General features: G+C 45.4%; 20 protein-coding genes. 10 read left to right on the top strand and 10 right to left on the bottom strand.

What is annotated here, in order from left to right; genetic code table 11:
• The first annotated feature begins 38 nt into the window (after window positions 1–38).
• The 6 genes from prpB to ACFFUV_RS04410 all read left to right on the top strand — a co-directional run bounded on the left by prpB (window position 39) and on the right by ACFFUV_RS04410 (window position 7,636).
• On the top strand, window positions 39–929 hold the full coding sequence (prpB, locus tag ACFFUV_RS04435; RefSeq protein ID WP_390190017.1) for a methylisocitrate lyase: 891 nt from the start codon (window positions 39–41) through the stop codon (window positions 927–929).
• 116 nt (window positions 930–1,045) lie between these two features.
• A complete protein-coding gene (prpC, locus tag ACFFUV_RS04430; RefSeq protein WP_390190015.1) occupies window positions 1,046–2,173 on the top strand; it encodes a bifunctional 2-methylcitrate synthase/citrate synthase in 1,128 nt (375 codons plus the stop codon).
• Between the two features lie 36 nt (window positions 2,174–2,209).
• On the top strand, window positions 2,210–3,661 hold the full coding sequence (locus tag ACFFUV_RS04425) for a bifunctional 2-methylcitrate dehydratase/aconitate hydratase (protein ID WP_390190013.1): 1,452 nt from the start codon (window positions 2,210–2,212) through the stop codon (window positions 3,659–3,661).
• Between the two features lie 59 nt (window positions 3,662–3,720).
• A complete protein-coding gene (locus ACFFUV_RS04420; RefSeq protein ID WP_390190011.1) occupies window positions 3,721–5,601 on the top strand; it encodes a propionyl-CoA synthetase in 1,881 nt (626 codons plus the stop codon).
• Between the two features lie 95 nt (window positions 5,602–5,696).
• Complete coding sequence (locus ACFFUV_RS04415; protein WP_390190009.1) at window positions 5,697–6,173, top strand: GNAT family N-acetyltransferase; 477 nt, start codon at window positions 5,697–5,699, stop codon at window positions 6,171–6,173.
• Window positions 6,174–6,202: 29 nt separating this feature from the next.
• Complete coding sequence (locus ACFFUV_RS04410) at window positions 6,203–7,636, top strand: bifunctional NUDIX hydrolase/phosphatase PAP2 family protein (RefSeq protein WP_390190008.1); 1,434 nt, start codon at window positions 6,203–6,205, stop codon at window positions 7,634–7,636.
• Window positions 7,637–7,680: 44 nt separating this feature from the next.
• Here the strand turns inward: ACFFUV_RS04410 and ACFFUV_RS04405 are convergent, their stop codons facing one another.
• Window positions 7,681–8,493: a Cof-type HAD-IIB family hydrolase gene (locus ACFFUV_RS04405; RefSeq protein WP_390190006.1), complete on the bottom strand. Its 813-nt coding sequence runs from the start codon at window positions 8,491–8,493 to the stop codon at window positions 7,681–7,683.
• Window positions 8,494–8,655: 162 nt separating this feature from the next.
• On the opposite strand from ACFFUV_RS04405, the gene queE reads away from it, so the two are divergent.
• Window positions 8,656–9,306 carry a 7-carboxy-7-deazaguanine synthase QueE gene (gene queE / locus ACFFUV_RS04400; protein ID WP_390190004.1) on the top strand — a complete coding sequence of 217 codons (651 nt, stop codon included), beginning with the start codon at window positions 8,656–8,658 and terminating at the stop codon, window positions 9,304–9,306.
• A 12-nt stretch (window positions 9,307–9,318) separates the two neighbouring features.
• Complete coding sequence (gene queC, locus ACFFUV_RS04395) at window positions 9,319–9,996, top strand: 7-cyano-7-deazaguanine synthase QueC (RefSeq protein WP_390190002.1); 678 nt, start codon at window positions 9,319–9,321, stop codon at window positions 9,994–9,996.
• Between the two features lie 74 nt (window positions 9,997–10,070).
• Here queC and ACFFUV_RS04390 read toward each other — a convergent pair whose 3' ends face one another.
• On the bottom strand, window positions 10,071–10,424 hold the full coding sequence (locus tag ACFFUV_RS04390; RefSeq protein WP_390190000.1) for a DUF2750 domain-containing protein: 354 nt from the start codon (window positions 10,422–10,424) through the stop codon (window positions 10,071–10,073).
• 40 nt (window positions 10,425–10,464) lie between these two features.
• On the bottom strand, window positions 10,465–11,658 hold the full coding sequence (locus tag ACFFUV_RS04385; RefSeq protein WP_390189998.1) for a class I SAM-dependent methyltransferase: 1,194 nt from the start codon (window positions 11,656–11,658) through the stop codon (window positions 10,465–10,467).
• 157 nt (window positions 11,659–11,815) lie between these two features.
• Here ACFFUV_RS04385 and yccX point away from each other — a divergent pair, with 157 nt between their 5' ends.
• Window positions 11,816–12,088, top strand: coding sequence for an acylphosphatase (gene yccX, locus ACFFUV_RS04380; RefSeq protein WP_390189997.1), 273 nt, complete (start codon window positions 11,816–11,818; stop codon window positions 12,086–12,088).
• 9 nt (window positions 12,089–12,097) lie between these two features.
• Here the strand turns inward: yccX and ACFFUV_RS04375 are convergent, their stop codons facing one another.
• The 6 genes from ACFFUV_RS04375 to ACFFUV_RS04350 all read right to left on the bottom strand — a co-directional run bounded on the left by ACFFUV_RS04375 (window position 12,098) and on the right by ACFFUV_RS04350 (window position 17,630).
• Window positions 12,098–12,427 (bottom strand): TusE/DsrC/DsvC family sulfur relay protein, encoded by a 330-nt coding sequence (locus tag ACFFUV_RS04375; RefSeq protein WP_390189995.1) that lies wholly within the window; start codon window positions 12,425–12,427, stop codon window positions 12,098–12,100.
• 145 nt (window positions 12,428–12,572) lie between these two features.
• Window positions 12,573–13,235 (bottom strand): Bax inhibitor-1/YccA family protein, encoded by a 663-nt coding sequence (locus tag ACFFUV_RS04370; RefSeq protein ID WP_390189993.1) that lies wholly within the window; start codon window positions 13,233–13,235, stop codon window positions 12,573–12,575.
• A gap of 199 nt (window positions 13,236–13,434) precedes the next feature.
• Complete coding sequence (locus tag ACFFUV_RS04365) at window positions 13,435–14,184, bottom strand: amino acid ABC transporter ATP-binding protein (protein WP_390189991.1); 750 nt, start codon at window positions 14,182–14,184, stop codon at window positions 13,435–13,437.
• A 23-nt stretch (window positions 14,185–14,207) separates the two neighbouring features.
• Window positions 14,208–15,302: an amino acid ABC transporter permease gene (locus ACFFUV_RS04360; protein WP_390189989.1), complete on the bottom strand. Its 1,095-nt coding sequence runs from the start codon at window positions 15,300–15,302 to the stop codon at window positions 14,208–14,210.
• A 1-nt stretch (window position 15,303) separates the two neighbouring features.
• Window positions 15,304–16,515 carry an amino acid ABC transporter permease gene (locus ACFFUV_RS04355; protein ID WP_390189987.1) on the bottom strand — a complete coding sequence of 404 codons (1,212 nt, stop codon included), beginning with the start codon at window positions 16,513–16,515 and terminating at the stop codon, window positions 15,304–15,306.
• 86 nt (window positions 16,516–16,601) lie between these two features.
• Window positions 16,602–17,630: an amino acid ABC transporter substrate-binding protein gene (locus tag ACFFUV_RS04350; RefSeq protein ID WP_390189985.1), complete on the bottom strand. Its 1,029-nt coding sequence runs from the start codon at window positions 17,628–17,630 to the stop codon at window positions 16,602–16,604.
• Between the two features lie 464 nt (window positions 17,631–18,094).
• On the opposite strand from ACFFUV_RS04350, the gene ACFFUV_RS04345 reads away from it, so the two are divergent.
• Entirely contained in the window at window positions 18,095–19,030 is a 936-nt protein-coding gene (locus ACFFUV_RS04345) for a precorrin-2 dehydrogenase/sirohydrochlorin ferrochelatase family protein (protein WP_390189984.1), read from the top strand.
• A 33-nt stretch (window positions 19,031–19,063) separates the two neighbouring features.
• On the opposite strand, the gene ACFFUV_RS04340 is transcribed toward ACFFUV_RS04345, so the two are convergent.
• The gene (locus ACFFUV_RS04340; protein ID WP_390189983.1) at window positions 19,064–19,549 is read right to left on the bottom strand and encodes a YajQ family cyclic di-GMP-binding protein; all 486 of its coding nucleotides are present in this window, start codon (window positions 19,547–19,549) and stop codon (window positions 19,064–19,066) included.
• Window positions 19,550–19,557 lie beyond the last annotated feature (8 nt).

The following is a 19,557-nucleotide window of genomic DNA, read 5'->3' as shown; positions in this document are numbered from 1 at the left end:
CCACGATTTCATTAGAATTCATTAATAGGAGAGTCACGATGAGCATTTCACCAGGGCGTCATTTTCGACAAGCGTTAGAGCGGAATAAACCGCTGCAAATCGTCGGTACGATTAATCCGTATTGCGCGCTGATGGCCAAGCAAATAGGGCATCAAGCGATTTATCTATCTGGCGGTGGCATCGCTAATGCATCGTACGGGTTACCAGACTTAGGCATCACCACATTGAACGATGTGCTGGTTGATGTAGAGCGTATCACAAATGCAAGTGATTTACCCCTGCTTGTCGATATTGATACGGGGTTTGGCGGCGCGTTTAATATCACGCGAACCATTAAAGCGATGGAGAAAGCGGGAGCTGCGGCGGTGCACATGGAAGACCAAGTGGCACAAAAGCGTTGTGGACACCGGCCGAATAAGGCGATTGTTTCGACTCAGGAAATGGTTGACCGCGTTAAATCAGCGGTAGATGCCCGTTGTGATGAACAATTCGTCATCATGGCAAGAACCGATGCGCTGGCTGTAGAAGGCATGGACAGTGCAATCGAGCGCGCTATTGCTTATGTTGAATCTGGCGCTGATATGATTTTTCCTGAAGCCATGACCGAGCTCAATCAATATCTTCAGTTTTCCAATGCATTGCAGCAAGCAACAGGTAAAAAAGTTCCGATACTTGCCAATATTACGGAGTTTGGTCAGACCCCTCTATATAGCTGTGACCAACTCGCTGAGGTCAGCGTTGACATGGTTCTATACCCATTGAGTGCATTTCGTGCCATGAACCAAGCCGCTGAACGCGTGTATCGACACTTGCTGGCAGAAGGAAATCAGAGCGCGCTACTTGAGCAAATGCAAACACGCAGTGAGCTTTATGATTACCTGAATTACCACGACTACGAGCAAAAATTAGACAGACTATTTTCCCAGTGAGGCGCGGTTACTACACCGATATCTACATCAACCTAATCCAATAACGTGAAACCGGGCTGATTGACTAAAAATTGCTCCAAAGAGAGCCATGCAATCGGTCTGAAAAGGAGTTCAACATGCCACAAAAAGAGTTAGGCGGCGCAGGGCTGCGCGGTCAAAGTGCGGGCACAACATCGTTGTGTACTGTCGGTAAAACAGGGACGGGCTTAACCTACCGAGGTTATGACATCACCGACCTTGCCAATCATGCCCAATTTGAAGAAGTGGCTCATTTACTATTGGTCGGACATTTACCCAACCAACAAGAGCTTGACCAGTATAAGACGAAATTAATTGCCTTGCGTGGTTTGCCTCAAGCGCTCAAGACGGCATTAGAACTGATTCCAGCCGATGCTCACCCAATGGATGTGATGCGCACTGGCTGTTCAATGCTTGGTAACCTTGAGCAAGAGCAAGACTTTAGCCAGCAACTCGCGGCGACTGAACGTATGCTTGCCACCTTTCCTGCCATCATTTGTTATTGGTATCGTTTCAGTCATCACGGTGTGCGCATTGACACCGACGATCAGAGTGAAGATTCAATCGGTGGCTACTTTCTAAAAATGTTAACGGGTAAAACGCCAAGCGAACTGCATAAGCAAGTCATGCATTGTTCATTGATTCTTTATGCTGAGCATGAATTCAATGCATCAACGTTCGCCGCTCGGGTCTGCGCATCGACGTTATCGGATATCCATTCATGTGCTACCGCCGCGATCGGCACATTACGTGGGCCGCTACATGGCGGTGCCAATGAAGCGGCAATGGCGATGATAAAAGATTGGCGAACGCCGGAAGAAGCCGAGCAGCGAATCCTCGAGATGCTCAAAAATAAAGAAAAAATCATGGGATTTGGCCATGCGATTTACCGTGAAAGTGACCCGCGTAACGCACTGATCAAACAGTGGTCTCAAGCCTTGTCGTTTGGCGCGCAAGATGACCATCTTTATGCTGTTTCCGAGCGAGTTGAAGCGGTGATGAAGCGTGAAAAAGACTTATTCTGTAACGCGGATTTTTTCCATGCTTCTGCCTATCACTTTATGGATATTCCAACGCCTTTGTTTACCCCAATTTTCGTGATGAGCAGATTGACCGGTTGGGCTGCTCATGTGTTTGAACAGCGTGAGAACAATCGAATCATTCGCCCGAGCGCCGATTATCAAGGTCCAGAGCATCAAGCATGGCTACCGATTGAACAGCGTTAATCAAAGAAGATTAAAACTTTAAGACAAGGAAAGAACATGAGCCACAATGTAGAACTCAATGAACGCCCTCAACCAGATGAGTTATTAGTTAAGATTGCCAATTACGTCAATGAAACTGAGATTACATCAAGCGAAGCCTATGACACCGCACGTAACTGTTTAATGGACACATTAGGCTGCGGGCTACTTGCGCTGCGCTTTCCCGAGTGCACCAAACACATGGGGCCTCTGGTGCCTGGAACGTCGGTACAAAATGGCGCGCGCGTGCCAGGCACTTCCCATGAACTTGACCCAGTCACTGCCGCATTTAACATCGGGTGCATGATACGCTGGCTGGACTTTAACGACACGTGGTTGGCCGCAGAATGGGGGCACCCCTCTGACAACTTAGGTGGGATCTTGGCGACCGCTGATTACCTAAGTCGAGTTGCCGTGGCGCAAGGAAAGCCGCCGTTAACCATGAAAGATGTGTTAACCGCGATGATCAAAGCGCATGAAATCCAAGGCGTTTTGGCGCTAGAAAACAGCTATAACCGAGTAGGTCTTGACCATGTACTGTTGGTCAGAGTGGCTTCAACAGCGGTGGTGACGAAAATGCTAGGAGGCTCGCTAGAACAGATTATTAATGCCGTGTCTCATGCTTGGGTGGATGGCTGCTCACTAAGGACTTACCGTCATGCTCCAAACGCAGGCTCGCGTAAGTCTTGGGCCGCCGGTGATGCAACTTCACGAGCGGTTAGGCTGGCTTTAATCGCGATGAAAGGTGAAATGGGTATTCCAACGGTACTCAGTGCGCCTAAATGGGGCTATTACGATGTGCTGTTTAACGGTGACTCTTTCAAGGTCAACCAGCCGTTCGCCAGCTATGTAATGGAAAATGTGTTATTTAAAATCTCATTCCCGGCTGAGTTTCATTCACAAACCGCCGTAGAATGTGCAGTTACCCTTCACGACCAAGTTAAACATCGCTTAGATGATATCGAGCGCATTGAAGTGACGACCCACGAGTCGGCGATTCGCATCATTTCCAAGCAAGGCGAGTTGGCCAACCCAGCCGACCGTGACCACTGCTTACAGTACATGATTGCTGTACCGCTCATTTATGGTGATTTAGTTGCCGAGCATTATGAAGATGCGTTTCACCGTTCTGATGAACGAATTGATGCGCTGCGCAACAAAATGGTCATTATTGAAGATAAGCGTTATACCCAAGAATACTTGGAGGCAGACAAACGTTCGATAGCCAATGCGATTCAAATTTTTTATCGCGATGGGTCCCATAGTGACAAAGTCGAAGTCGAATACCCGATTGGTCATCGCCGTCGCCGAGAAGAGGGCATTCCTGTTCTTGAGAATAAGTTTGTCCGCAATTTACAAACGCGTTTCCCTCAAGGTCGCTGTGAGCAGATTTTTGCTTTGTGTAAAGACCAAAAGCAGCTGGAGCAAACGCCTGTTCATGAATTTATGAATCTTTTGGTGATCAACTAGCGACCATGCATGGAGCGCAGCGCGATTTGCGGCGCTCCTTGAATGAAGGAGGAACCTTTATGTCGGCTTACGAGAATGAGTATCGCATGGCGCAATCGTCGCCAGAACAGTATTGGCTGGAACAAGCCAAGCAAATTGATTGGTTTAGCGCTCCGACGCAAGGCATTCGCCTTGATGAAAATGGTATCGAACGCTGGTTTCCTGATGGTGAAATGAACACGGCTTGGCTGGCCCTTGACTATCATTGTCAACAAGGACGGGGAGCCCATCAAGCGCTGATATACGACTCTCCGGTAACGGGTCAAAAGCATGTTTACACGTACCAGCAATTAAAAGATGAAGTAGCCCTCGTCGCGGGTATGTTGACGGATTTAGGCGTTGAAAAGGGTGATCGTGTTGTCATCTATATGCCGATGATTCCTCAGGCGGTAATGGCTATGTTGGCCTGTGCAAGGATAGGTGCCATTCACTCTGTGGTCTTTGGCGGTTTTGCCCCCAATGAGCTTTCGGTTCGCATCGAGGATGCCGAACCGAAAGTATTATTGACGGCGTCTTGCGGTATAGAAATTAATAAAGTGTTGCCTTATAAACCGCTGGTCGACAAAGCCGTGATGGACAGTCGCTGGAAACCAGAGCAAGTGGTGGTATTTCAGCGACCTCAATGCCCCGCTGAACTCGACCAACCGCGTGATGTCGATTGGCAGCAGTTGGTGGCGAAAGCATCCCCGCAAGATTGTGTGCCACTCAACGCTACCGACCCGCTATACATTCTTTATACATCGGGCACTACAGGCAAACCTAAGGGCGTCGTGCGTGATAATGGTGGCCATGCCGTTGCGATGAAGTATTCGATGTCGACTATCTACAATATGCCTCAAAATGGCGTATTTTGGGCAGCGTCAGATGTGGGATGGGTGGTTGGGCACTCCTATATCGTGTATGCGCCATTAATTCATGGTTGTACATCCATATTATTTGAAGGGAAACCCGTGAAAACGCCGGATCCTGGCGCTTTTTGGCGTGTGTGTGAGGAATACAAAGTGAACGTCTTGTTTTCTGCGCCTACCGCTTTTCGTGCGATAAAAAAAGAAGACCCACAAGGATTATGCTTGGATGTGTACGATCTTAGTACGCTCGAAACGATTTTTATGGCGGGTGAACGTCTCGATCCACCGACACTTGAATGGGTACAATCGAATACTCACAAACCGGTCATTGATCACTGGTGGCAGACTGAAACAGGTTGGGCGATTTCTGCCAACCCAATCGGACTTGAGACGTTACCGGTTAAAGCGGGTTCCTCGACCAAACCCGTACCGGGGTACCAGGTTGAAATTTTAACCGAAGCAGGAGAAGTCGCTGCACCTAACCAGCAAGGATTTGTTGCGATAAAGCGCCCGCTACCGCCAAGTTGTTTACCAACCGTGTGGCGTAATCATGACCGCTTCCAAAGTGGATACCTTAGCCAGTTCCCGGGTTATTATGTCTCAGGTGATGGCGGTTATTTGGACCAAGACGGGTACTTATTCATCATGGGCCGAATTGACGATGTCATAAACGTCGCGGGTCACCGGCTATCAACCGGAGAAATGGAAGAGGTGGTTGGCGCGCACCCTGCTGTGGCGGAATGCGCGGTGATTGGTATCCATGATGAACTCAAAGGTCAACTGCCGTTAGGATTGGTGGTGCTCAAAGATGGCGTTGATGTGGAAGCGTTGCAGCTTGAAGGGGAACTGGTCGGTAAGGTTAGGGAAGAAATCGGCGCTGTTGCATGCTTCAAACATGCACTGGTGGTTGACAGGTTACCTAAAACACGCTCAGGAAAAATCCTGCGGCGAGTGATTCGTCAAATTGCCGATGGCGAAGAATATGTCGTTCCCTCGACCATTGATGACCCTAGTAGCTTATCGGAAATTGAAAAAGCACTGCATTCATCCTAACTAATGAATGAAGTTGTAAGAAAAGCCTCAGAATGTGAGGCTTTTTTTATGCAAGTTATATAGAATATCAGTTTATTATATTGGAATTAATAACCATGCCGACTCTCGGTGTTTCTTCTGCTCAAACTGCCGATCTTGAACAGCTCAACGACCTCATGTTTTCGTTGCATGACGAGCATCATCAGCAGTGCCCAGACCACTTTAAAACTGCAGAAGAAATCGAACAGGAAAAAAGCATTAGTCGCTATATTGATGACCCCGAATGTCTCATTTTTGTGGTTAAGCAACAGCGTAAAATACTCGGTTTTGTGACTGGGCATTTTTGTGAGCTGATCTCTACGGTCAGTAAACCCGTCACTATGGGGAGCATTGATGAGCTTTATGTCCTGCCAGAGTATCGTCATCAAGGTGTGGCGAGGTTATTAATGGCCACAATCGAACAACGTCTAGCGGAATATGGCGCCAAGCAGATTTTTGTCGAAGTGTGGCAATTTAATCAAACTGCGGTCAACTTGTACCAGAAGTTGGGTTTTGAGCATCATATTCATTGGTTAAGAAAACCTGTTGAATAAACATTAAATAACTAGAGCAAAAATTAAGAATGCGCGTATTTTTTTCCTGTCTGCTGTTTTTATTGGGAATATTGTCTATTGCGTTGCCTTCATATGCTGATGAGGCTTCGATTACCTCACAGCCTGAAGGGGCGTTATGTATCGTTCGAGCCGATGAAAAGATTGTATTAATTCATGAGTCTCTTACCGACAAAATGTCACTGCCTGGGGGGACAATTTCGGCCGACGAAACACCGGAAGTGACAGCACAACGAGAAACTTGGGAAGAGACCGGTCTCGTAGTGAAAGTAAAACAGTTGTTGGGGCAAACAGAGCAAGCCTATTTCTATGAGTGCGCGTCTGAATCGGATGTCATTGCTTATGAGCTCAACAACATTCTTGATGGTCATGAAATACCTGTCTGGTTTGCGCCCCATTATGGCGTCGAAGTGTCCTCTGCGATGCTGATTGAACCTTCTTCGCTGGATTCAGGGCTCTATCGCTATCCGAAACAGTGGGATACCGTGAAAGCCTTGTTTAACCAAGCAGAAGGTCAGAATGTGACCTATGTGGGTAACTTAATTGCTGCCGCTCCCGTTATTAACCAAGTTGAACTGAATTGGATCCTTGGATTTCAACATGCAATAAAATCACTACCGAATGGTATGGGTTGGCTGTGGGACAGTGCGGTGCTAATGCTTAACCAACTGACTAATCCACTGCTATTCCTTTTGATATTTCCATTACTCTATTGGCAATTTGGTCTTCATTTTGCCTACCGAGTCTTTTATTTGGTTGCTATCACGTCACTATTGTGTTTTGTCGCACGGCAGACGTTCGCTCTGCCAAGGCCGCATGTCTATATTCCGGCTATCGAACTTTCTCATAGTGATGGTTTCAGCATGCCAAGTCTTGCATTAGCGTTATGGTGCAGTGTGGGAATTTTGGTACTCAACGCGTTTGAGCGTTTTTCTCTGAACCGCTATTTCGGGGCTTTTATCTTCTTGCTCATCGCGATCATGACAGCTAAGTTTTATAGCGGCGCTGCGTTTATCGTCGATATGTTGGTGGGAAGTATATTCGGCATTTTGACGGCGTGGCATATCATTCGATTGGAAGATAAACCGGGATTTGATCTTGAAAAGTTGATTTGCTCGCGTACTTCTTGGGCTCTGCTCGCCGCGGTTGCGGCTGTTTTGGCACTTATCTTTCAAATGCCATCATTTACGGTGTTATTGGCAACGTTGTTGACCGCATGCGGCATCATTTGGACAGGTAAAGAGAGTGGGGATTTCATCAGTTTCCGAGAAATGGTGTTTATGGTGCTGCTATTGGTCTTGGTGAATGAAATTATTTCGTTCTCCGCGACGTTGGTATCGTCTAGCAGTCTGCTGTCTCTGGTTGCTGAAATATTACGATTCCCCTTATTACTGTTGGTATTTAATATCAGCGCGCTGCGCAGTCATAAAAGCGAACCGTTGTAACCCGCAAAAAGCCCCAAAGTTGGGGCTTTTTCGTAGCACAGCGGTTAAGCTGGGTTAAGAATATAGTTTTCAATGACTTTTGCGACCCCGTCATCGTCGTTGCTGTCAGTAATTAGGTCAGCAATCTTTTTCGTTTCTTCCATCGCATTCGCCATGGCAACCCCAAGCCCTGCGTATTCCAGCATATGATGATCATTTTCAGCATCGCCCATACAAATGACTTCAGATGCTTCGATGCCAAGTCGTTTAGCAATCGCTTCAATACCCGCACCTTTATTGCTCACTGGGTTTAGGAACTCAAGAAAGAAAGGGGCACTTTGCAAAATGGTAAATTCGTCGTAAAACGCTTGCGGTATTTTGGCTATCCCCGCAGTGAGCGCATCGGGTTCACCAATGATCATGGCTTTAATTATCGGGTGGTCATCGCTGAGTGTATCGAAATCGACAATACTGTAAGACATGTTATTGATGTGCGCTTCATGCTCGGTATAACGGCTGGCTCTCGGTGCGATTAACCCCAGTTCTTCACTGAAGGCGTGACAATCGAGGCCCAGTTGCTCTGCAAGTTTTGCGACACGCTTAGTGGCGGCACCATCGATGATACCACGATGAACGACTTTGTTATCATCGAGCTCACGGATGATTGAGCCATTAAAGCACGCCACAAACTCATTTTTTCCACGGATTTCGAGTTCATCGAGTTTCTCGACGATGCCCTCTAATGGTCTTCCAGAGGCAAGTACGACAGTGACACCTTTGGCGCGCGCATCGGCAATCGCTTTTTTGGTTCGTGGTGAAATAGACTTGTCTGTGGTCAGCAACGTGCCATCCATATCCAGCGCAATTAGTTTGTACATCTCTTACCTTAATTTTGACTATAAAAGAGCAGATTAGATTAGCAGAGATATTTTATCAATTGATGAATAGGTTGATATTATTTCGTCTCTCCATTAAGGTCACGTTCCTGAAATTTTGAGAAGACCAATTTGGCTAAGCTGACGTTGTATAAAGTTAACGAAATGTTTGAGACAATCCAAGGTGAGGGGACGTTTACCGGTGTTCCTTCGGTGTTTGTACGTTTGCAAGTGTGCCCTGTGGGATGCGCATGGTGTGATACCAAACAGACTTGGACTGCCGAGCCAGAAGATGAGCGCAGTTTTGAACAGATCATCGTGAAAACGCAAGACTCGCCAACATGGTGCTCAAGCAGTGCCGAGCAAATTGTTGAGCAATACCAGAAACAGGGCTATACGGCTCGACACATCGTTATTACTGGCGGTGAGCCATGTATTTATGACTTAAGACCATTAACTGCTGCATTTGAAGCCATTGGCTGCCAATGCCAAATTGAAACCAGCGGTACCAGTGATGTGCTGGCGTCTGAGCAGACATGGGTGACAGTGTCACCCAAAGTGGCGATGAAGGGTAAGCTCCCAGTCCTCAGCAACGCACTACGACGAGCCAATGAGATCAAACATCCGGTGGCGACCTTAAAAGATATTGATCAACTGGATGCGTTATTGTTGAACGCGAATATTCCTACCAGTACGATTATCGCACTGCAACCCATTAGCCAGAAGCCGAGAGCGACTCAACTGTGCATCGACACCTGTATTGAACGTAACTGGCGTTTATCGATTCAAACTCACAAATATCTCAGCATCGCTTAGTAAGGAAGACAAATGAAAAAAGCTGTTGTCGTGTTTAGTGGCGGGCAGGACTCAACCACCTGTCTTGTTCAAGCACTTAAAGATTATGATGAAGTCCACGCGATTACCTTTGATTATGGACAGCGTCACAAGCTGGAAATTGAAGTCGCTCAGAAACTGGCAAGCGATCTCGGCGTGAAAGCGCACAAGGTAATGGATGTAGGGCTGCTGAATGAGTTAGCGATCAGCTCACTGACGCGTGACGATATTCCGGTCTCCCATGAGCTTCAAGACAATGGTCTTCCGAATTCTTTTGTTCCTGGACGTAACATCTTATTTTTGACGTTGGCGGGGATTTACGCCTATCAAATTGGAGCGCAAACGGTGATTACCGGTGTCTGTGAAACCGATTTTTCAGGCTACCCAGATTGCCGAAATGACTTTGTTAAAGCGATGAATAATGCGTTAGTTCAAGGTATGGACCGTGATTTAGAGCTCAAAACACCACTAATGTGGCTAAACAAAGCGGAAACCTGGGCGTTAGCTGACCAATATCAAGCATTGGACTTGGTAAGAGAGCAAACTTTAACGTGTTATAACGGTATTATTGGCGATGGGTGTGGTGATTGTCCATCATGTGAACTGCGTAAAGCGGGGCTGGATGAATATCTCAATAATCGTCAAGCTGTGACACAGGCACTTCTTAGATAAGTAGGGTTGTGGTAGTAGCTAACACGAATAAAAAGGGGGCTCACACAGTGTGTGAGCCCCTTTTTTAACCAAGATTAGTCAAGGTACATTTTTGCTAATTCTGAAGGCTCAAGCTCTTTGCCTTGCAGTTCATTATTCCAGTTGGTACCAATCAACACCCCATCTTCATCCAGGGTGATTAACCAATCTTCTGCAAAAATATCGAGAGGAATTTCCACGACTTCAAAATCTGCCCACTCTTCCACATTGTGTAAGGTCGCTTCCTCTTTTGACGACCAAAATGGCATGACTTCGCTATTTTCAAACTCTACAGAGTCGCAGCATAGCCAACCTTCCTCGTTGCGCATTCCCCAAACCAAATTGGTTTCTTTGGTTTGTTTAATAAATAACTCAAGGTTTGCTTGAAGATCGGCAGTTAATTTACTCATCAAAATGATCTCTTTTGTATTAATTAATTAGATTATCACCCTATAAGACTTTACACGCAAAACCTTTTAGATAAAAACCTTCAGGGTAGGCGCTGTCGGTTGGATGATCCGCCGCTTGCTCGAAGCGTTCAATAAATTTCACGCTGCGCTGAGCATCGACTGCCGCATCGGCAATGATTTTTTGAAACAAAACTTGGTCCATTAGCCCAGAGCAAGAGTAAGTCAGCAGCGTACCCCCGGGCTTAAGGATTTGCATCGCAAGCATATTAATGTCTTTGTAGCCTCGACATGCCCCGTTGAGCTGATTTTTAGATTCAGCGAACTTAGGCGGATCCATAATGACAACGTCAAACTTGGTTCCCTGATCGCGGTATTCCCGCAGCAGTTTAAAGACATCTGCGTTTAAGAATACGGCACGCTTTTTCGCGATATCAAATTCATTTAATTGAGCGTTGTATTTGGCAGTGTCTAACGCTGGCTGAGATACGTCCGCGTTAATCACGCGTTTTGCGCCGCCTTTAAGTGCATATAAACCAAAGCCACCCGTGTACGAAAAGCAGTTGAGGACTTCTTTTTGGTTAACGTATTTCATTGACTGCAGGCGGCTATCGCGTTGATCGAGATAGAACCCAGTTTTGTGTCCGCCAACGATATCAACACTGATTTTTACGTCATTTTCTTCAATGACTACAGAAGAGGGAGGCATTTCACCATGAAGAACGCCCACACGCTCTTCAAGACCTTCTTTTTTACGAACCGCAACGTCAGAGCGCTCGTAGATATGGCAATCAGGAAATTGAGACTGTAGCGCTTGGACCAACACGTCTTTCTGATATTCAGCACCTGCACTCAATAATTGGCAGACAAGGAAATTTTGATACTTGTCGATAGTGATACCGGGTAAGCCATCAGATTCGGCAGCAACGAGACGGAAACCAGTGAGCCCGTCACGGGCAATGATATCCTGACGAAGCAATAAGGCTTGAGCGAGACGTTTTTCAAAGAACGTTTGATCAATCGTTTCTTGTTCAAAACTCCAAACACGAGCTCGAATCTGTGAATGGGGAGAATAGGCGGCTTTTGCTAACCATTGACCATTGTGAGCGAACACATCAATCGTTTCACCGAGTTGGGGATCACCTTCAGTACGTTGAATACCGCGAGAGAAAATCCAAGGGTGTTTTCGACGTAAAGACTTTTCACGTCCTTTGACTAAATAAATTGCAGGCGTCATGGCATTGTTTGGTCGATTTTAAAGGAGATGTATTGTCGAGTAATGACTTAGGAAAAGCAAATAAATTAGCGGTGAGTCCTTTAAACTCGAGGCACTTTATCGATATGCTACTGTCTGACTACATAAGAGATTATTGATCACGATAAAGGAGCGAGATATGGATTTGAAAAGTGAAAAGTTCCTCGTTAAAGGGATGGTTCAAGGCGTTGGGTTTCGCTACCAAACTTGTCATCAAGGTCTAAAGTTTGGTTTAACGGGTTACGCGAGAAATCTCAATAACGGCGATGTTGAGGTTGTGGTCAGTGGCGATAAACCGGATGTCGAAAAATTTGCTGAATGGTTAAAAGAGGGGCCAAGAACTGCCTGGGTAGAGCAGGTTAGCCGAGAGTCTCTTGAGCCGACCTCTTTTCAAGGATTTGAAATTCGTTGATGAATGGTCTTAAAGGCATTTTGCGGGTTTAGGTAACCCAGCAAGTTTGGTTGCTTGCTTAGCGGGCCCCTGACGGAAAAGCTTGAACAAGTATTTGCTGTTGCCTTTTTCCGGCCCGTGCGCTTTTTCCATTGCTTTCACAAGCATGCGAATAGCGGGGGATGTATTGAATTCTTCGTAAAAATCTCGAACAAAATGAATAACCTCGAGATGTGCAGGGGTCAGTTCGATGCCTTCTTGTTCAGCCAAAGGCGCAATCATGCCTTCTTCCCATTCGGTATAGTCAAGTAAGTAACCCTGACTATCGGTTTCAATTTGCTTACCGTTGTATTCAAACATAGTGGTGTAAGAGTCATGCCAGTTGTTGAAAGGTCTATAGGGTAGCGAAGTCGGCGCTAGGGTCAATAAATTTTTGTTTGACTCAATAACAAAAAAAGCCCGCAGAGAATGCGGGCTTTTTTTATTTTATGTTGTCAGACTGAGTTTAGTCGTCGTTCATTACGCCAAGAATACTCAGTAAGCTGATGAACAAGTTGTAGATAGAGACATACAACGTGATCGTCGCAGAAATGTAGTTGGTTTCACCGCCACGCACAATTTGCTGCGTTGTTAGCAAAATAGCACCGACAGAGAACAGGATAAAGAGCCCACTCATTGCAAGGTACAGCATTGGCATTTGAAGGAAAATATTCGCAACCATACCGATAAGCAGAACAACAAACCCCGCCATCAAAACGCCACCTAAGAAAGACAGATCACGTTTTGTGGTGAGTGCGTAAGCGGATGCGCCCATAAAGGCGAGGGCGGTACCACCAAGCGCAGTGACAATTACGTCTCCCATTCCGGCACCAACGTACATGTTAAGAATTGGGCCTAGCGTGTAACCAAGGAAACCTGTGAATAGGAAGGTGAAAACCAAGCCTAATCCATTGTTACGGTTTTTCTCGGTCAGGAACAGCAAACCGTAGAAACCCACTAAGGTAATGATCAAACCTGGGTGTGGCAGGTTCAATGCCATAGAAACGCCAGCCACTACCGCTGACCAAACCAAGGTCATAGACAGCAATGCGTAGGTATTGCGGAGTACCTTGTTTGTTTGTAGAGCACTATCTTGTGTCGAAGTGCGGCTATACATAGGACTGTTCATAATCTTCCTCATCGGAGTGTTTTACTTATATGTACATTTATGGGCATGAAAGTTCAAAATTTCAAGCCTAGCAATGTATGAAACTAACGAAAATAATAATAGAAATAAAAACTTAAGTATTGAATAAGATGTAACACAATATAACAAACAAAAAGGGACGTTGAACGTCCCTTTCAAGATTATTTGTACCAAGTTGTCATTAGTGGTGCAGAATTTGTGCAAGGAAGTTTTGCGTACGGTCCGATTGAGGGTTTTCAAAGAAATCTCGAGGATTGTTTTCTTCAATGATTTCACCCGCATCCATGAAAATAACTCGGTCTGCGACCTCTTTCGCAAAGCCCATTTCATGCGTAACACATAGCATTGTCATCCCTTCTTCCGCGAGTTCCACCATCACATCCAGCACTTCTCGAACCATTTCAGGGTCGAGTGCTGAAGTGGGTTCATCAAATAACATCACTTGTGGGTTCATACATAATGAACGAGCAATCGCAACACGCTGTTGTTGCCCACCTGAAAGCTGACCAGGGAATTTATCTGCTTGATCGGGAATCTTTACTCGTTCAAGGTATTTCATTGCCAACGCTTCTGCCTCTTCTTTGGGCATTTTTTTCACCCAAATAGGAGCGAGCGTACAATTTTGCAGAACTGTCAGGTGAGGGAACAGGTTAAAGTGCTGAAAACACATTCCCACTTCTTTACGCACGGCTTCGATGTTTTTCAAATCTTCAGTTAGCTCTGTCCCCGAAACGAGGATTTGCCCTTTTTGATGTTCTTCTAGGCGGTTAATGCAGCGAATCATTGTTGACTTACCTGAGCCTGATGGGCCACAGATAACAATTTTTTCGCCTTTCCTAACGTTCAAGTTAATGTTTTTTAATACGTGGAACTCACCGTACCACTTATTCATATCTTTAATTTCGATCATTGTCTCTTGATGCTGAGTCATAATTACGTCCTTGATCTTTAAAATTATCGTTTGTGACCGGTGTGGAGTTTGTTTTCAAGCCAGATGGAGTATCTCGACATCCCAAAACAGAACACCCAAAACACCAACGCGACAAATACATAACTTTCGATGGCGAAACCGAGCCAATCTGGGTCTGTGTTTGCAGATTGTCCTATACCCAGCACATCAAACATACCGATGATAAGAACTAGACTGGTATCTTTAAATAGGCCGATAAAGGTATTCACGATAGAAGGAATGGTGATTTTCAGTGCCTGAGGCAAAATAATCAGCCCGACTTTCTTCCAGTAGCTAAGACCCAGAGCATCAGCCGCTTCATATTGTCCTTTCGGAATCGCTTGTAACCCACCACGAATGACCTCTGCCATATAGGCTGATGAAAACATGATGACACCAATTAATGCACGAATCAGTTTGTTCGTTTCTGAACCTTCAGAAAGAAACAACGGTAACATCACTGATGCCATGAAGAGTACGGTGATCAACGGAACGCCGCGCCATACCTCGATATACACCGTACATAGGCTACGAATGATCGGCATATCTGAACGACGTCCAAGCGCAAGTACGATACCAATCGGTAGTGACGCAACGATGCCCACTAAGGCGATGATTAATGTGACGAGTAATCCACCCCAGCGGTGAGTTTCGACCACTTCAAGTCCCGCTACGTCTCCGTAGAGTAGGCCAGCCATCAAAAATGGATAGACGACAATTGCGAATAAACCAATCCAGAGGCGTTTTGGTGTTTTTTCATAAGCAAGCAAGGCGATAAGAATAGCCAGCGTTGCATAGAATAAACGGGGACGCCACAGTTCGGCTTCTGGGTAAAAACCATACATGAACTGTTCCCAGCGCACGCTAATAAATACCCAACAGGCACCTTCGCGGCTACAAGCGTCGCGGGTTGTACCGACCCAATCCGCATTAATCAATGCCCAGTTAACGATGCCCCAAATTGCTGAAATCGCCAAGTATGCCAACACTATGGTAATGACGGAGTTAATCAGGCCGTTAAATAGGTTTTTTCGAAGCCACCCTACGAAACCGACGGTATTGGCTGGTGGTGGCAGATCTGGTTGAAATTCATGTTTCATATTATCTCTCCACCAACGCAACTTTACGGTTATAAATATTCATCAATAACGAAGTGAGTAAGCTTAACGTGAGGTAAACGCCCATTGTCATTGCAATAATTTCGATGGCTTGACCGGTTTGGTTGAGGGTCGTTCCTGCAAACACAGAAACCAAATCCGGATAACCAATGGCCATGGCTAACGAGGAGTTTTTAGTTAAGTTAAGGTACTGACTAGTCAGTGGCGGAATGATGATACGCATTGCTTGAGGGATAACCACAAGCTTCAGTGTTTTATTTCTGGGTAAGCCCAATGACATTGCCGCTTCGGTTTGACCGTGACTAACCGCATTGATCCCAGAACGCACGATTTCTGCGATAAATGATGCCGTGTACACACTTAGTGCAAGTAATAATGCCGCTAGTTCAGGAATAATGCTGACGCCACCACGGAAGTTAAAACCTTTTAGCTCTGGGTAATTGGCACTGATTGGACTGCCAGCTAAAAAGTAAACTACCAATGGTAGGACAACGCATAATCCGAGGCCTATACGTCCCATTGGGGTTTGTTGCCCGGTCAGCTTTTGTTTGTTCTTGGCCCAAATGTTGATAACAATTGTTGCGATAACCCCAAGAAGAAACGCGCCGATGACCACACCACTACCAGGCTCAAAATTTGGCGCTGGCAAATAGAGACCGCGAACGTTAAGGAAAATGGCTTCACCTAAACTCATACTCTGACGTGGTGAAGGCAGTGCCTGTAGGACTGCGAAATACCAAAATAGAATCTGCAGTAAGAGAGGAATGTTACGGAATATCTCAATGTAGACGGCTGCTAGGCGACTCACCAACCAGTTGGAGGATAGTCGAGCAATACCGATAAAGAAGCCTAGAATCGTGGCAAAGATAATGCCGAGAAAAGAAACTAGGGCCGTATTTAGGAGACCAACAACGAACGTTCGCCCATAGGAGTATGTTTCGTCGTAATCAATCAGTGTTAGGCCAATCCCAAAGCCTGCCGTTTTATCAAGAAAGCCAAATCCTGTGGCAATGCCTCGTGCATCTAGGTTAGTAAAAGCATTGTTGATAATGGTGTAAAAGAAAAACACCAACGCCGCGACTGTAATAATTTGAAATGCGACGGAACGAAAGGTGGGATTATATAAAAGGCTGGTTTTGGTAGTCCGTGACTTAGCATCAGCGCCTTCTGATGCCGCAGTATTTGTGGGTTTCATACAGCGAATAACCTCAAATCCATTTTATATATAAGGGCGGTGTTACCACACCGCCCATTTTTACTTGTTGTGTATGAATGCGCTGATTAGCGGATTGGTGGCGCGTACATGAAGCCGCCAGCATTCCATAGTGCATTAACACCACGTGAGATTTGAAGAGGAGAACCTTTACCGACGGTACGCTCAAAGCTCTCACCGTAGTTACCAACTTGTTTAATTACTTGGTAACCCCAGTCGTCACGAATGCCTAAACCTTGACCTTTAGGTCCATCAACACCAAGAATACGGCCGATGTTAGGATCTTTCGATTTTAGCATTTCGTCTGCATTTTCTGATGTGATGCCGTATTCTTCAGCGTTAACCATTGCAAACAGAGTCCATTTAGCAATGTTAAACCACTGGTCATCACCTTGGCGTACGACAGGGCCTAGCGGCTCTTTAGAAATGATTTCTGGAAGTACCATTGCTGAATCTGGATCCGCTAGGTTCAGACGAAGCGCATACAGACCAGATTGGTCAGTGGTGAGCACGTCACAACGACCTGCATCAAAGCCTTTTGAGGTTTGCGCTGAAGTATCAAATACAACAGGCTTATATGACATACCGTTATTACGGAAGTAGTCAGCAAGGTTCAGTTCAGTTGTTGTACCTGATTGAACACAAACTGAGGCGCCATCAAGTTCTTTAGCGCTGGTCAAGCCAAGGTCTTTTTTCACCATAAAACCTTGACCGTCATAGTAGTTCACGCCTACAAAGTTAAGACCTAGCGCTGTATCACGATGCAGTGTCCAGGTTGTGTTGCGTGATAGAACGTCGATTTCACCCGATTGAAGCGCAGTAAAGCGCTCTTTTGCAGTGAGAGGAACGTATTTTACTTTTGTCTTATCACCAAGTACTGCTGCTGCAACCGCTTGACAGTACTCAACGTCAATGCCTTCCCATTCACCTTTTGAGTTTGGGTTTGAGAAGCCGGGTAGGCCAGTACTCACGCCGCAACTTAAAAATCCTTGTTTCGTCACTTTGTCTAATGTACTGTCTGCTGCAGATGCCGTGTTTGCAACGAAAGCAGTAGATGCAGCTATGACTGAAGCAATAAGTGTTAGTTTATTTGCCATGTGTATCCTTCCTGTATGATCCATGTTTAAACCAAGTTGAGCTTGGAATTTTGTACTTATTGATGTTGTGTTTTGTTGTTTTTGAGTTGTTTATTTATAGCACTCATCCTGTCTATAAAAATCAACTGTTTATAAGTCTAGATAAGCATTGCCGTTTTCTCAAATGCATCATTTGAAAAGATTTTTCTATTTCGGTGCAACGCCTTTACTGACAAGAATGACGAAATGTAAGGTGAATGTAAATAGTGCAAAAGCTCTCAATATTGGTGCAACAGGATGAATTTAAAAAGTTTATTCAAATAAGCAGCAATTACGATCGATAGTGAAATCTAACTCCGATATAAAATTCTGGATATAGCTAAAAATTCGGTAGTAAATTATAGCTGCATAGGGATTTTATCGTTGTTTTGCACTACTTTTGTTCATTAAATTTTGCTGGTCAATTAACATAATCAAGGAATGAAATGCAGTATTTTCCTCTCTTTCTCGACTTATCTAATAAACCTGTTCTCGTTGTCGGTGGCGGGGAAGTGGCGTGCCGCAAAATCGATAGTTTATTAAGGGCGGGCGCAAAGGTAACTATCTTGTCTCCTAAAATTGAATCATCGTTGCAACAGCTTGTTGATCAAGAGAAGTGCGTATGGATTCAAAACTTCTATTCCGGCGAGCATTTATCTCCTGACTATGTGCAAGTCTGGGCAACGACCAATAACCCAGAGCTGAATCACCAAGTTCATGCAGATGCAAAGAACGCACGAGTATTGGTGAATGTCGTCGATGATCAACCATATTGTGATTTCATTACGCCGTCACTGGTCAACCGTGGAAAAATTCAATTGGCCATTTCAAGTGGTGGTGCTTCACCGGTTTTAGTGCGTAACATACGTCAGCAGCTTGAGTCTTTATTCTCTCAGCGCCTCGGCGATCAGGCTGATTTCGCCGCATCAAAGCGAAGAGACATTAAACGCATCCTGCCTTCTGTTGACGAACGACGTAAGTTCTGGGAGCGATTTTTTGATCATCCCGAGCTTGAACTTTGCAAAAATCGACACGACTTCGAGCAATTGTATCAAGCGCTACTCTATGCAGAAGTAGAGGATAGGGCGTCTATCACTTGGATAGAATATGGCGAGGATGCTGAGCTTTTGCCTTTAAAAGCATTACGTTTGATGCAAAAAGCAGAGATGGTCTTTTTCCACCACTATTGTCCTTTTGATTTTGTGGATTTAGTTCGTCGTGATGCCGAGCGTACAAAATTTGCCAATGACATTGAGTTAGCGAGCCATCTAGAAGAAATCCGTAAACATAATATTCGGACCTGTGTATTTGTTCCTCCAGGCGCTAGCAAATACCACTTGTTACGCGGTGACGATATGCTAATTGAATTGGGGAAAGTATAAAAAATCCCGCTTGTTAAGCGGGATTTAAAACCATCAATCTCGGAAGTTATTGAACTGAAAGGGTTGGCCCAGCTCCGCTTGCCGGATTGAAGCAATCGCCGCTTGTAAATCGTCGCGTTTCTTTCCTGTGACTCGGACCTTATCACCTTGAATTGATGCTTGAACTTTGAGTTTGGCATCTTTTAGGTGCTTGACGATTTTTTTCGCCATAGTGGTCTCTATTCCTTGTTTGAACTGGATGATTTGGTGCCAGTTTTTACCACTCGCTTCAGGATCTCGTGATTCCATTGCATCGGCGTCAACGTTTCGTTTTGCCATATGACCACGCAAAATATCACGCAGCTGTTTTAGCTGAAACTCACCTTCAGCACTAAGTTTCACCGACTCATCTTTTTGCATTTCTATGGCCGCTTCTACGTTGCGAAAATCAAATCTTGTGGTGAGTTCTCGCGCTGAGTTTTCTACTGCATTACGCAGTTCAACGGCATCAATTTCAGAAACAATATCAAATGAAGGCATCATCTTTC

The organism is Vibrio olivae (assembly GCF_042428525.1).
Lineage (GTDB): Bacteria > Pseudomonadota > Gammaproteobacteria > Enterobacterales > Vibrionaceae > Vibrio > Vibrio olivae.
The sequence above is the reverse complement of the archived record's forward strand: the minus strand, read 5'-3'. Positions and strand labels throughout refer to the sequence as shown.

Bases quoted from the DNA above. Each gene is read 5' to 3' on its own strand.
- prpB (WP_390190017.1), top strand. From the start codon at position 39: ATGAGCATTTCACCAGGGCGTCATTTTCGACAAGCGTTAGAGCGGAAT.
- prpC (WP_390190015.1), top strand. From the start codon at position 1,046: ATGCCACAAAAAGAGTTAGGCGGCGCAGGGCTGCGCGGTCAAAGTGCG.
- ACFFUV_RS04425 (WP_390190013.1), top strand. From the start codon at position 2,210: ATGAGCCACAATGTAGAACTCAATGAACGCCCTCAACCAGATGAGTTA.
- ACFFUV_RS04420 (WP_390190011.1), top strand. From the start codon at position 3,721: ATGTCGGCTTACGAGAATGAGTATCGCATGGCGCAATCGTCGCCAGAA.
- ACFFUV_RS04415 (WP_390190009.1), top strand. From the start codon at position 5,697: ATGCCGACTCTCGGTGTTTCTTCTGCTCAAACTGCCGATCTTGAACAG.
- ACFFUV_RS04410 (WP_390190008.1), top strand. From the start codon at position 6,203: ATGCGCGTATTTTTTTCCTGTCTGCTGTTTTTATTGGGAATATTGTCT.
- ACFFUV_RS04405 (WP_390190006.1), bottom strand. From the start codon at position 8,493: ATGTACAAACTAATTGCGCTGGATATGGATGGCACGTTGCTGACCACA.
- queE (WP_390190004.1), top strand. From the start codon at position 8,656: ATGTTTGAGACAATCCAAGGTGAGGGGACGTTTACCGGTGTTCCTTCG.
- queC (WP_390190002.1), top strand. From the start codon at position 9,319: ATGAAAAAAGCTGTTGTCGTGTTTAGTGGCGGGCAGGACTCAACCACC.
- ACFFUV_RS04390 (WP_390190000.1), bottom strand. From the start codon at position 10,424: ATGAGTAAATTAACTGCCGATCTTCAAGCAAACCTTGAGTTATTTATT.
- ACFFUV_RS04385 (WP_390189998.1), bottom strand. From the start codon at position 11,658: ATGACGCCTGCAATTTATTTAGTCAAAGGACGTGAAAAGTCTTTACGT.
- yccX (WP_390189997.1), top strand. From the start codon at position 11,816: ATGGATTTGAAAAGTGAAAAGTTCCTCGTTAAAGGGATGGTTCAAGGC.
- ACFFUV_RS04375 (WP_390189995.1), bottom strand. From the start codon at position 12,427: ATGTTTGAATACAACGGTAAGCAAATTGAAACCGATAGTCAGGGTTAC.
- ACFFUV_RS04370 (WP_390189993.1), bottom strand. From the start codon at position 13,235: ATGAACAGTCCTATGTATAGCCGCACTTCGACACAAGATAGTGCTCTA.
- ACFFUV_RS04365 (WP_390189991.1), bottom strand. From the start codon at position 14,184: ATGACTCAGCATCAAGAGACAATGATCGAAATTAAAGATATGAATAAG.
- ACFFUV_RS04360 (WP_390189989.1), bottom strand. From the start codon at position 15,302: ATGAAACATGAATTTCAACCAGATCTGCCACCACCAGCCAATACCGTC.
- ACFFUV_RS04355 (WP_390189987.1), bottom strand. From the start codon at position 16,515: ATGAAACCCACAAATACTGCGGCATCAGAAGGCGCTGATGCTAAGTCA.
- ACFFUV_RS04350 (WP_390189985.1), bottom strand. From the start codon at position 17,630: ATGGCAAATAAACTAACACTTATTGCTTCAGTCATAGCTGCATCTACT.
- ACFFUV_RS04345 (WP_390189984.1), top strand. From the start codon at position 18,095: ATGCAGTATTTTCCTCTCTTTCTCGACTTATCTAATAAACCTGTTCTC.
- ACFFUV_RS04340 (WP_390189983.1), bottom strand. From the start codon at position 19,549: ATGCCTTCATTTGATATTGTTTCTGAAATTGATGCCGTTGAACTGCGT.